The organism is Dictyobacter alpinus (genome assembly GCF_003967575.1).
Taxonomy (GTDB): Bacteria; Chloroflexota; Ktedonobacteria; order Ktedonobacterales; family Ktedonobacteraceae; genus Dictyobacter; species Dictyobacter alpinus.
In genome coordinates this window covers 2,470,611-2,483,427 of sequence record NZ_BIFT01000001.1, presented here as the reverse complement: position 1 = coordinate 2,483,427, position 12,817 = coordinate 2,470,611, and the positions used below count along the sequence as shown (strand labels likewise).

Annotated in this window: 10 protein-coding genes; 2 read left to right on the top strand and 8 right to left on the bottom strand. The window is 54.8% G+C overall.

Annotation, left to right across the window (positions count from 1 at the left end):
- Positions 1-192 precede the first annotated feature (192 nt).
- Together EL633_RS09800 and EL633_RS09795 are read left to right on the top strand one after the other, a co-directional pair.
- The gene (locus tag EL633_RS09800; protein WP_126627006.1) at positions 193-1,221 is read left to right on the top strand and encodes an alpha-hydroxy acid oxidase; all 1,029 of its coding nucleotides are present in this window, start codon (positions 193-195) and stop codon (positions 1,219-1,221) included.
- 29 nt (positions 1,222-1,250) lie between these two features.
- Entirely contained in the window at positions 1,251-2,060 is an 810-nt protein-coding gene (locus tag EL633_RS09795; RefSeq protein WP_126627005.1) for a GNAT family N-acetyltransferase, read from the top strand.
- A gap of 331 nt (positions 2,061-2,391) precedes the next feature.
- Here the strand turns inward: EL633_RS09795 and EL633_RS09790 are convergent, their stop codons facing one another.
- From EL633_RS09790 to nuoG, 8 genes are all read right to left on the bottom strand, one after another.
- On the bottom strand, positions 2,392-4,092 hold the full coding sequence (locus EL633_RS09790; RefSeq protein WP_126627004.1) for an NADH-quinone oxidoreductase subunit N: 1,701 nt from the start codon (positions 4,090-4,092) through the stop codon (positions 2,392-2,394).
- A 12-nt stretch (positions 4,093-4,104) separates the two neighbouring features.
- A complete protein-coding gene (locus tag EL633_RS09785) occupies positions 4,105-5,649 on the bottom strand; it encodes a complex I subunit 4 family protein (RefSeq protein ID WP_126627003.1) in 1,545 nt (514 codons plus the stop codon).
- Between the two features lie 5 nt (positions 5,650-5,654).
- Entirely contained in the window at positions 5,655-7,637 is a 1,983-nt protein-coding gene (nuoL, locus tag EL633_RS09780) for an NADH-quinone oxidoreductase subunit L (protein WP_126627002.1), read from the bottom strand.
- Positions 7,638-7,641: 4 nt separating this feature from the next.
- Positions 7,642-7,941, bottom strand: coding sequence for an NADH-quinone oxidoreductase subunit NuoK (nuoK, locus tag EL633_RS09775; protein ID WP_126627001.1), 300 nt, complete (start codon positions 7,939-7,941; stop codon positions 7,642-7,644).
- 189 nt (positions 7,942-8,130) lie between these two features.
- Positions 8,131-8,664: an NADH-quinone oxidoreductase subunit J family protein gene (locus EL633_RS09770; protein WP_126627000.1), complete on the bottom strand. Its 534-nt coding sequence runs from the start codon at positions 8,662-8,664 to the stop codon at positions 8,131-8,133.
- Positions 8,665-8,735: 71 nt separating this feature from the next.
- On the bottom strand, positions 8,736-9,350 hold the full coding sequence (gene nuoI, locus EL633_RS09765) for an NADH-quinone oxidoreductase subunit NuoI (protein WP_126626999.1): 615 nt from the start codon (positions 9,348-9,350) through the stop codon (positions 8,736-8,738).
- Between the two features lie 12 nt (positions 9,351-9,362).
- Positions 9,363-10,640 (bottom strand): NADH-quinone oxidoreductase subunit NuoH, encoded by a 1,278-nt coding sequence (nuoH, locus tag EL633_RS09760; RefSeq protein WP_126626998.1) that lies wholly within the window; start codon positions 10,638-10,640, stop codon positions 9,363-9,365.
- Complete coding sequence (nuoG, locus tag EL633_RS09755) at positions 10,633-12,801, bottom strand: NADH-quinone oxidoreductase subunit NuoG (protein ID WP_126626997.1); 2,169 nt, start codon at positions 12,799-12,801, stop codon at positions 10,633-10,635. The genes nuoH and nuoG overlap by 8 nt, the downstream gene beginning before the upstream one ends.
- Between the last annotated feature and the right edge of the window lie 16 nt (positions 12,802-12,817).

Here is a 12,817-nt window from a genome sequence, read left to right as displayed (position 1 = left end):
TACTGCTGGCACCTTGCACATCTAAATGTCTTTCATTATATCACTGTCACCTATGATGGGGCATGATACTTCACGTTCAGGGCACCAATTAAGGAATGCAACCCAAAAGGTGGAGCCTGTTTGTTGGTGGTAATATGTTAGACTTTATGCATCATTCTACAACTAAAATTTGTACTGGAGGATAAAGGCGGGATGGATCCAATCAACGTTTTTGAATATGAGGCGCTGGCAAAGCAATTAATGGATCCGGTTTACTGGGATTATTACGCCGGTGGTAGTGATGATGAGGTCACGCTACAAGTCAATCGAACCGATTTCAATCGTATCCGTCTACGGCCAAGGATGTTAGTTGATGTCAGCCACTGTGATACGCGTACTACTGTGCTGGGACAGCTGATAGAGATGCCTATTATGGTTGCCCCTACAGCATTGCATGGCCTGGGTCATACCGAAGGTGAATACGCAACAGCCCAGGGTGCTGGTGCCGCTGGCACCCTGATGACTGCTAGTACCGAATCCACACGCACCCTTGAAGAGATTGCCCAGGCGGCCAGTGGTCCGCTCTGGTTTCAACTGTATATCTTCCATTCGCTTAAATTGGCCGCTGAATTAGTACGCAGGGCGGAAGCAGCAGGCTATCAGGCCATTGTGGTAACGGTAGATCTACCCATTCTCGGTAATCGAGAACGGAGTAAGCGACACACTATTAGCATTCCACTATCAGCTCTAAAAGAGATGGTTACTGGCGTCGAAGAGGAAGAATTGAGACGGGAACCCATGACCTGGGAAACCATCGATTGGCTACGCTCGATTACGCACTTACCGATCCTGCTTAAAGGTATCCTGACGGCCGAAGATGCCGTGCTGGCACTTGAACATGGGGTTGATGGGATTATCGTTTCCAATCATGGTGGCCGACAGCTAGATGGAGCGGTATCAAGTATTGAAGCATTGCCAGAAATTGTCGAGGCCGTGGGTGGGCGCTGCGAAGTATATATGGATGGCGGCATACGCCGTGGCACTGACGTGCTCAAGGCTTTAGCCCTGGGTGCGCGCGCTGTACTGGTAGGTCGTCCCATTCTCTGGGGCCTGGCCGTCGATGGTTCCAAGGGAGTTCAGCAGGTCTTGAAGATCCTACAGACAGAATTAGAACGAGCCATGAAACTGGCTGGCTGTCCTACAGTTGCCAGCATTAATCGCGCTCTGGTGAAATGGACATAAGTGGTGCAACACATAAGAAGGAGGACGCTATGCTTCAGCCATTCCACGACCTTGAGGATTCATCCATTATTCAAGCCATCGAGGCGAATACCTGCGAGTTTTTGCTGACATTGGGTAGGCTGGGCGGCGGCGAAGAACGCTCTGACGAGGAGGTTCAATGGACGATTGGTGGCGCTCCTATCGGCTATCATAATTGTGTGGTGCGGGCACGGTTGACGGCGGAGACGGCGGATGAGGCAATTGTGGCTTCGGCGCGGCGGTTCCAGGCATATAATGTACCAGGCACATGGCATGTTGGGCCATCGATGCAGCCAGAGGATCTAGGTACACGGTTGCTGGCGCATGGTTTCAGCGACGGTGGTGAAGAACCCGGCATGGCCGCCGATCTATTGAATATCAATGAACAGATTTCTTTTCCTGCTGAATTGGCTATCACACGGGTTGGCAACGAAGAGGAGCTACAGGTCTGGACACAGACACTGGCAGCGGGATTTGGAGAGGGTGAGATTGAGACAAATTGGGTCGGGGCGATGTATGGGAAGATTGGCTTTGATGAGCAGGGGGCATGGCATCATTATCTAGGGCAGTTAAATGGCAAGCCGGTCGCGACAACGTCTATGTTCCTGGCTGCGGGCGTGGCCGGAATTTATTTTGTCTTCACGCTACCACAGGCACGCCGAAAAGGTGTTGGGGCGGCGATCACATTGGCGGCACTGCAAGATGCTCGTAATCGGGGATATCGCGTAGGGGTACTGGGAGCCTCTATGATGGGATATGCGGTCTATCAGCGTCTGGGCTTCCAAGAATATTGCCGCTTCCACTTATACGAATGGGAGTAGGAAGGATAGAGTACCCCATCATACTGCATACCTGGAATAGAGGGGTGTATTCGTTACCAAATAACACAAAAAAGGCACATACAAGCGGTAGCGGCAGGGCTCGTCCCTGCGACCAGTCCAACGTACGACCATGTACAAGCCAGCATCCGGACGCTCATTGCTACGCTCGCTTCATTGCGAACGCGTGTTTAAGGGACATCTCTTACGTGTACTGGTAGCAGGGACGAGCCCTGCCGTTACGGCGGTGGTGGTGGGGACGAGCCCTGCCGGTACGATGGGAGGGGAGGGGGCAACCGGCGTTGTGCTGGTTGCCCCTGTTTCTTTGGGGTGGTTATTTGAGCAGGCTTTGGGCGGCTTGTTGGAGTTGGGGGAGCCAGAAGGGTAGGATGACTCCGATGAGTAGGGTGCCGAGGCCTGCGATGGTGAGGGCTAGCCAGGACCAGCCTTCGAGTTCGTGGGTGTTTTCATTTTCCAGGACGCTGGCGGCAGGTACGGGTAGGGTGGCTACTTTGGTGTTCGCTGGCTTTTCTGCGACGGCTGTTCCACCGCGAGCGGATGGAAGGGGCCGAGAGAGGCTGCCGGTGCTTCTGGTGGCGGAGCGGGGCGTGGTTGGTATTCTAGGTGCCGGGACGGTGCCGATGCTGCTGCTGGTGGTCTCACGACCTTCCATGAACATGACAGCAATGAAGCGCAGGTAGTAGTAGATACCAAGGACGCTAGCCAGGATGCCGATGACCAGGAGTTCGGGATGGCCTCCGACGAGGGCGGCATAGAACAGGTAGTATTTGCCGGCAAAGCCTGCCATTGGCGGGAAGCCGGCGAGCGCTAAGAGGAAGAAGGCGAGCGCACCAGATAGGACCGGGCGGCGATACCAGAGGCCACGCAAGTCTGCCAGTTCGTAACCTGAGTTGTCGCTGCGCTCTAACATGGAAATGACGCCAAAGGCTCCAATGTTCATGAAGAGGTAGCAGCTCAGGTAGAAGAGGATGGCGGACGCACCGATGTGGTTCTGTTGGGCCTGGCCGCTGATGACAATTCCTATTAGCAGGTAACCACCGTGGGCGACACTGGAGTAGGCGAGCATACGTTTGAGGTTGCTCTGGCTGATGGCCATGATGTTACCGGCTACGACGGTCAGGACCGCGATGGTCCAGATGACGGGTAGCCAGTCGTTCTGGACTGAGGAGAGTACAAAGCCAAAGACACGTACAAATGCGAGTAGCGCGGCTACTTTGGTGCCGATCGACATGAATGCTGTTACTGGCGCGGGCGCACCCTGATAGACATCAGGGGTCCAGGTCTGGAAGGGTACTGCCGAAACTTTAAAGGCAAAACCAACGGTGAGCAAGCCAAGTCCGATTAAGATCAGGATGGGGGCATGTCCACCTTGTTTGAGGATGAATTGCTGCACATCCACAAAGTTGGTTCGACCACTGGCGGCGTAGATCATGGCGATACCGTAGAGCAGGAACGCGGAAGCAAATGAGCTGAGCAAGAAATATTTCATGCCCGACTCCTGGGACATCTGGCGCTGCTCGATAAAGCTACATAGAATGTAGAGGGCCAGCGAGAACATTTCAAGGCCAACAAAGACGATCAAGAAGCTTAAGGCACTCGCCATCAGCATCATGCCGGTCATGGCCAGCAGCATCAGGGCATAATATTCGCCCTGATGAACCAGTCGTAAACGCTTCAAGTAAGCGGGCGAGAGCAAGATGCCCAGGCCGCCCGCAACCAGTACCAGGAGATCAGCATACAGGGTGCCAGCATCCGCACCGATCATGTTGTTGAAGATGGCGGTGCGATGCTGTACAAAGAATAAGGTAATCGCCGCAGCCATCGCTCCGAGGATTCCCAGGAGCGTTACCGCTGGAAGTACCGTAAAATTAGCGGGACCGGTGTGCTTGGAGCGTGGTCCCGCGTGTGGCAGGACCAGATCAACCAGCATCACAACCAGCGCCATGACAACGAGAACCACAATAGGCGCAATTCCCAGCCAATCTTCGGGAATGACAGAATATGTAAATGTCATAGCAATGTCCCTCTATTTGACAAAAGCACTGCTAAGCACCTGCATCGTACTCATAACCGAGGGATCGATGATCCCGGTCAGGAAGGCAGGCTGCACGCCAATGTAAAAGATTAAGATAAGTAGCGGTATCACGACGCCGAACTCGCCGAGGCTTAGATCGCGCAATGTTCCTTTACGCAACATGCTACCGACCGCACCTTCGCCGGCGGGCGTCCCCCACATCAGGCCGATGAAGAAGCGTAACATATACCAGGCCGCCGGAACTACGACCAGCGTGCCCAAGATGCCCAGGGTTACATTTGAACGGAACGCTCCAAGTAGGGATAAGAACTCACCCGTAAAGCTGTTCAGGCCGGGTAGTCCCAGTGAGGAGAGGGCCGCAATAAACATGACGACCGCAAGCCATGGGATACGCGAGGCCAGTCCACCATAATCCCGCAGGCGGCGTGAGCCTGTACGGGCCTCAAGGAAGCCAGCGATCAGGAAGAGTACACCGGTGGTGATACCATGGTTTACCATCTGCAACACCGAGCCAGTGACACCCTGGGCCGTAAAAGAGAATAAGCCCAGCATAATTACGCCAAGGTGACTGATACTGGAATAACCAAGGAGGCGCTTCAGGTCTGTCTGGACTAATGCCAGGACCGCACAATACAGGATACCGACAACCGCCAGGACGTTGATATATGGGGCCAGCGTCTGAATCGCCTGGGGGAACAGGGGGATACAGAGGCGTAAGAAGCCATAGACACCGGTCTTGGACATGGCACCGGCTAGCAGTGCGGTCACAGGTGCAGGCGCTTCGCTATAGGCATCTGGCAACCAGCTATGGAAAGGGATCAGCGGCACTTTGACCGCGAAGGCAGCCGAGAAGGCCAATAACAACCACAACTGGGTAGTGCCATCCAACACCCCACTACATGACTGGCTGGTGTTTAATAACTGCGAAAGCTCCAGGGTATATGTACAGCTACCACCGGCCGCCAGTTGATGATAATAGCCGATGGCGATAATACCGACAAGCATCAAGAAGCTACCGACCGAGGTATAGATGACAAACTTGAAGGCGGCATAGATGCGGCGCTCACCACCCCAGGTTCCTAAGAGGAAATATGCCGGGATCAGCATGACTTCCCAGAAGATGTAGAACAGGAACAGGTTTGAGGCCAGGAACACACCCAGCATGCCGCTCTCCAATAGGAGCATAAAGGCCATGTAGTTCTTGACTTTGCGATCAATGCGGAAGGAGGCTCCAATACAGATCGCCGTCAACAGCGCGGTCAGGCTAACCAGCACCAGACTGATACCATCCATGCCCAGACTATAATTGATACCGAGCTCCGGGAACCAGTTCCAACTCTCATGTAAGAACGACGAGCTAAATAAGCTCACAGTATTCTGGAGATAGGCCAGATCCAGCGCTAAGACCAGCAACAACTCAACCAGAGCCAGGCCGAGTGCGGTCAAGCGGATCGCCCTCACCTGTTCACGTGGGAAGAAGAGCAGCGCCAGTCCTCCCAATAGGGGAAAAAGAATGACAGCCGAGAGAAAAAACATAACTGCTACCCCCTCACCGCGTAGTACACAATAATGACAACAACACCAATAAGAATGCCGAGCGCATAGTTGCGCATATAGCCGGTCTGCACACGCCGGAACACTGTACTGGTTCCACGGAAGATGGTTGAGATACCACGACTACCGCCATCCAGTACATCGCCTTCGAGGTAGTGAGAGACGGCCCGACCAAGGGCGAGGACGGGCCTGATCAATACAGCGTTGAGGGCCTCATCCACATAATATTTATTGAAGGCCAGCCGATAGAGCGGACTTGTATTCTCTTTGAAGGCAAAACCTTTGCCATAGAAGCGCCAGGCAACACCGATACCCAGTAGAGCGGCCAGCAGGCTTAGTCCGGTGGAGATCCACTCCAGGGTCAGGGAACCTTCGGCGGCCCTGGCATGCAAGCCAACAGGTAGGAAGTTCGCCAACGGTGACCAATCCGGTAGGCCGAAGAGGGCCAGGGAACCGATAAAGCCACCAATGACGGAAAGGATGGCCAGGATGATCAAGGGAACCGACATCACCGGGGCGACATCATGGATCGAGTTGTAGCGGACGACACCTGTATGATGATGACCGGCGGCCTCGGCCTCTTCCTCTTCGACATCACCGTTAGCATCGTAGCCGGCCGCCACGGTAGCGCCGCGATAAGCGCCAGAGAAGATGCCAAAGAAGAGGCGGAACATATAGAAGGCGGTCAGGCCAGCGGTAAGGATACCAATACCCCACAGGATGTAGTACCAGATGATACCGGTCTTATATCCATAGGCCAGGACCGAGCCAAGAATCTCATCTTTACTCCAGAAGCCAGCGAAAGGAATAATACCGCTGATAGCGAGAGCCGCAATCAGGAAGGTGAGTCCGGTAACGCGCAGGCGGCCCCAGAGTCCACCCATCTTACGCATATCCTGCTCACCGGCCAGCGCATGAATGACGGCACCAGCGCCAAGGAAGAGCAGGGCTTTAAAGAAGGCATGGGTCACCAGATGGAAGATTCCAGCGGAATAATTGTGGACCCCTTCGGCCATAAACATGTAGCCTAACTGGCTGATAGTTGAGTAGGCCAGCACACGCTTGATATCCAGTTGGAAGAGCGCGATTGTCGCCGCGAAAAGAGCGGTCGCACCGCCAATACCGGCGACGACACCCAGGGCAGTTGGAGACTGCTCGAAGAGTGGATAGGCGCGCGCAACCAGGTAGACACCGGCCGTTACCATGGTGGCGGCGTGGATCAGCGCACTGACCGGGGTCGGGCCTTCCATGGCGTCCGGTAACCACATGTAGAGTGGCAACTGAGCTGACTTGGCGGCACAGGCCACGAATAATAACAGGGTGATGGCGGTAGCGGTAGGACCTGCGAATGTATGCGTCAGCGCACCGGCATAATCCAGACGACCGGCATTCTGGAAGATCAGGAAGATCGCCAGCATCAGGCCAAAGTCGCCGATAACATTGATCACAAAGGCCTTCTGGGCGGCGGCCACCGCGGAACGACGCTGATACCAGAATCCGATCAGTAAATATGATGCCAGTCCAACCAATCCCCAGCCAACCAGGAGGAAGAGGAAGTTGTTGGCAATGACGAGCATTACCATGGCGAATATAAAGAAGTTCAGGTAGGCGAAGAAGCGCCAGAAACCTGGATCGTCCGCCATGTAGCCCGCCGAATAGATATGGATCAGCAGGCCAACTCCGGTGACGACCAGCAACATGGTCATCGAGAGCGGATCCAGCAGCAGACCGAAGTCCAGCGAGAAGGTGCCTGCACTCATCCAGTGATAGACGACCTGATCGCTGGTACGCTGGGCGGCTGGCGTTGAGAGCATACTAAAGAAGTTGATGGCGGCCAATAGGAAGGCCAGTCCACATGCTCCCCAGCCGACTGTCAGGATGGCTGTACGCTGCATATACCTGCCCGCCAGCCCCAGAATAATAAATCCTAGGAGGGGGAACAGGAGTACCCATAGACTGAGATTTGTCATACAACTAGCCTCGCATTATGTTCATCTCGTCAACATCGATGTTGTGGCGTCTGCGGTAGATGGAGACGATTAAGGCCAGTCCGACCACGACTTCTGCGGCGGCGACCGTGAGCACTAAGAAAACGAACATTTGTCCATCGGCTGAATCCAGGAAGTGGGATAGGGCCACAAATGATAGGTTGACGGCGTTGAGCATGAGTTCGATTGACATAAAGATGATGAGTGGGTTTCTTCTTATGAGTACGCCGATTACTCCGATGGTGAACAATAGTGCGCTCATTATCAAATAAGCAGATAATGGCATTGTTCTCTCCTTATTCCAGTACCGTTTCGGGTACAAAGTATATTTTTTATTGCGGCAGGGAGACCCTGCACCCCTTTTGGTGCCATGCAGAAAAAAGAAGGTACCGGGGATACTTCAGATCCCTGGTATGGATGACTCTGCCTCTCTTTTTTGGGCTCTATGGCTTCTTATGTTCTTATGCTTATGTTGTTAATTTGTGCGGCGACCAAATACGAGGGCGCCGAGAATGGCTACGACGATGAGCAGGCTGGTGATCTCGAAGGGAAACAGGAAGCCATGGAAGAGGGCCATGCCGAAGGCCTGGGTGTCTCCATGGTAGGCTGTTACGGCTTGCGAGAGGCTGTCGCCTGCGGCGGCTTTGGGGCCGTTGACCTGGGCTCCGGTGAAGAGCAGGTAGCTCAGGGAGCCGACAAGGACAAGGCCCAGGAGGCCGCCGACGATGCGCTGCCAGGGTAGGGCATCTTTGATGTCGCTTTCGTTCTGGTCGGGGGCGAGCATGGTGACTACAAATAGGAAGAGTACCATGATGGCTCCAGCATAAATAAGTATCTGCACGACTGCGATAAACATGGCTTGCAGTTGCAAGTAGAATAGGGCCAGAAACAGTAGCGTGAGGATAAGACTCAAGGCACTGTGCACGGCATTCTTGAAGGCGATAACGCCTATGGCGGTGGCGGTTGTGGCGACCGCAAGCACAATAAACGATACGATATCAAAGGTCATATCATTTTCCTCTTTTGGTCCTTTCAGGCCTGGCTAACAGTGAGTTTGCCGGGCCTGAAAGGGCTATCCTTCTACTGCTTTCTTCTGTCTTCGTCCTGGTCTTCGTTGAGGACAAGGTTGTCACGTTCAGTTTGGATGTTGCCGAGTCCGACGGCGGCGGCACTGGCTCGTGAGCCATCGAAGACGTGCGATTCCTGCGGAACGGGCTGGATGGCGTCTTCAGGCGCTGGCTCGGCCCAGACGTTGTTGGAGCCAATGGTGGATTCGCCTTTGGCCTCCAATAACTGCTCTTTGTGGTAGACCAGATCTTCAGGATAATAGGAGGCTAGCTTGAATTCTTTTTCGAGCGTGATGGCTCCGGTCGGGCAGGCGGCCTGACAATATCCACAGAAGATGCAGCGTAACATGTTGACGTCAAAGACTTTGGCGTAGCGTTCGCCCGGTGAGACACGGTTTTCGTCGGTGTTCTCTTCGGCCTCAATGTAGATGGCGTCCGCAGGACAGGCGCCCGCACATAGATAACAGCCAACACAGCGCTCCAGGCTATTGTCATAGCGGTGGAGGACGTGACGACCACGGAAGCGAGCGGGCAGGTCACGCTCTTCCTCCGGGAATGAGACGGTTGTAGGCTTGCGACCAATATTCTTAAGCGTGGTGGCCATGCCCTTAACGATATCAAAAGACATTCAGTTAACTCCTTACACCCGTACCGCGTTAGAATCCTGTGCTTCAGGCTCTTTGGCTGTATCGGTAGCTGTAGCAGCAGGAACGGTTGTTTTTTCAAAAGTAGCCAGGCGTACCGATGTGGGTAGCGGGGCATTGCCATGATCCTTAGCTGGATCGGTGAAGCGTGTGCCTTCCTGGATGCCTTTGCGGCGCATGACGAATAACATCACCACGATGACGATTAAACCACCAAGGCCACTGACAACCCAACTCCAGTGGAGCGCGACCGCGAAGGCGGTGATGACGATGTTGAGTACTGAGAGCGGGAGCAGCGCTTGCCAGCCGAAACGCATCAGGCGATCATAGCGGATACGTGGTAGGGTGGCACGCAACCAGATGAATAAGAACAGGAAGAGCGCGACTTTGATGGCGAAGACGACAATAGAGAGTACGGGAATACCATCCGTGAGGCCAAAAAAGCTCCAGCCGCCAAGGAAGAGGGTGGAGGCAATAGCACTGACGGTGATCATATTGATGTACTCAGCCATCTGATACAGGCTCCAGCGCAGTCCACTGTATTCGGTGAGGTAGCCTGCGGTGAGTTCCTGCTCGGCTTCTGGTAGGTCAAAGGGAGCGCGGTTCACTTCGGCGACAGCGGCGATCAGGTAGATGACGAAGCCGAGAGGCTGGGCGAGGATAAACCAGATGCCCATGTCCAACTGGCTATTGACGATATCTACCATACTCAGGGAGCCGGCCCACATCAGGACGCCGCTGAGGGCGAGTCCCAGGCTGGTTTCATAGGAAACCATCTGGGCGGCACTGCGCAGCGCTCCCAGGAGCGAGTAACGGTTGCCGGAGGACCAGCCTCCAAGGACGATACCATAGACGGCCAGCGATGAGATGGCGAGGATCCAGAGCAGGCCAACGTTGATGTTGCCAATCATGGGATCCCAGACGCTATGGACGTTGCGGTTACCACTCCAGTTGTTGCCGATCGGTACGACGGCAAAGGCACAGAGCGCAACGACTACAGAGATCACTGGAGCAACCAGGTAGATGGCTTTCTTCGCTTGAGTTGGGACGATCTGCTCTTTAAAGGCCATCTTCAAGGCGTCGGCGACCGGTTGCAACAGGCCAAGCGGGCCAGCGCGATTAGGTCCCAGGCGGCCCTGCATCTTCGCGACCACACGGCGCTCAATCAACGTCATGTAGGCAAAGGCGGTCAGCAGGACCACGATCAGGACCGCACCCTTAACGATCGTGGCCACGATCAGGGCTACGGTAGGATCATTCATAAAATCAAACATGAGCCGCCTCCTGCTCCTGCACAATGCGAATGCCTTGAGCGCCAAGGTCTTCCCAGGCCAGGCCCACATAGAAAGGATTCTGTTCGGCAATCTCTAAGAGGACATCACGCGGGCTGGCATAGGTCCAGGTTTCGCCTAGATATTGGGCCAGCGCGACCAGGATCTCCCAGTCGGCTTTCGCGCCTGGTAGCGGTCGTAGCGCCCGGCGGATGGCCTGAACGTGATGATCCACGTTGGTCATGCTGCCCTCTTTTTCCGCGAAGGAGACTGCCGGTAGCACGACATCGGCCTGCTGCGCGGTCTCAGTCAGGAGCAGTTCTTGAACCACCACAAATTCTAGCGACGCTGGAAGCTGTCCATCGGGCAAGTGGCGGGCGGGATTGGCTCCCATGACCAGGAGGGCCTTAACCTGAGAATCACGTAGGATCTGGTCATAGGCCAGTCCGGGCTCGTCGATGACCTGATAGCCGGGTAGGGCATCTGGTAGGAGTCCCATGTCGCGGGCACCGAGCGAATTAGCATCCTCGAATAAGGGTCCGGCTCCCGCTCCGGGCTTGTCAATGTTGCCGGTCAGGACTGCCAGCGCCTGTACGTCTGCCGCCAGATCTTCGTTGCCGTTATCCAATGTTGCCATTTCATCATAAAGGATGACTGCACCCTTTGCGTCCAGTAGGGTATCAGCCAGGAGTTGTAGCTGAGAGGTGAGCTTCGCGCCAAAGCTGTCTTCGCCAGCGCGAATGGCTTGATCTTCACGTTGGATGATCGCACGCACATCCTCATAGCCATGAACATCCGTAGCAGTGTTTTTGCTCAACAGGTGCTTGAGCATGACTTTGACGGAGACACCCTCGGAACCAGCGGGCACCTGTAGCTTGTAGGTCGCCAGGCGATCCAGCTCGGTGTCGGCGGAATTGATGATGAAGATTTGCGCACCCTTGCTCAGAGCCTTTTTCATGCGCAGATTCAGGATCGGCTGGCGCTGATAAGGATCAGAGGCGATCAGGACGATATGGGAGGCACGCTCGATATCGACAATACTATTAGTCATCATCCAGGGCTTACCGGTGAGCTGGTCACGGGCACCGGGGAAGAAGCCATGGTGGTGATCGACATGGGTGGTCCCGATCACCTGACGCAATACCTTCTGGAAGAGATAGGCTTCCTCGTTGGTGGTACGCGTCGAGCCGATGCCAGCGATGGCCTGGGCTCCATGCTGTCCCTTGATATCTTTGAGGCGGGTCGCAATATACGAGAGGGCCTCATCCCAGCTGGCGCGGGTCAGTTGACCGTTGCGGCGGATCAGCGGGGTGCGCAGGCGTTGGGGACTATTCACATAATCAAATTCCCAGCGACCACGATTACAGAGCCAGCCATCATCGACGGCATCATTGTTACGGGACATCAAGCGCGTCACGCGATCCACACGCGTATCGACACGCGCATTACAGCCAACGCTACAGTTATTACAGACACTGGCCGTATGCTTGAGTTCCCAGGGACGCGCTTTAAAGCGATAGGTCGAAGCCGTCAAAGCTCCAACGGGACAGATCTCGGTGGTGTTGCCAGAGAAGATCGAGTCAAAGGCATGACCGGGTGCCGTGCCAACCTCCATTTTATAGCCGCGCGAAATCATCACCAGACCATTATCCATCGAGATCTCAGAGCTGAAACGCGTACAACGCTGACATAAGATACAGCGCTCACGGTCCAGCATGACATCATCGCTGACAGGGACCGGCTTCTCATAATGGCGTTTATGCAGGTCGAAGCGCGTATTGCCAGGACCATGGCGGAGCGTGAAGTCCTGGAGATCGCATTCGCCGGCTTTATCACAGATCGGACAATCCAGCGGATGGTTCAGCAAGAGGAACTCCAGCGTACCACGGCGCGCCTTGAGGACCTTCTCGGTTTTGGTGTGGACGACCATACCTTCAGCCACAGGGGTGGTACACGAGGTTTGCGGAGGCTTGGGCATCTTCTCAATCTCCACAAAACACATACGGCACGCACCCAGCGGTGGCATCTTCGGATGATAACAATAAATAGGAATCTCAATGCCAGCCTGTTTAGCCGCCGCCCACACCAGCGTTCCTGGAGGAACTTCCACAGGCATGCCATCGATGGTTAGATGTATCAGTTCGTCTTTTTTCTCTTCAGGCATATCAGAACGTCCTCTA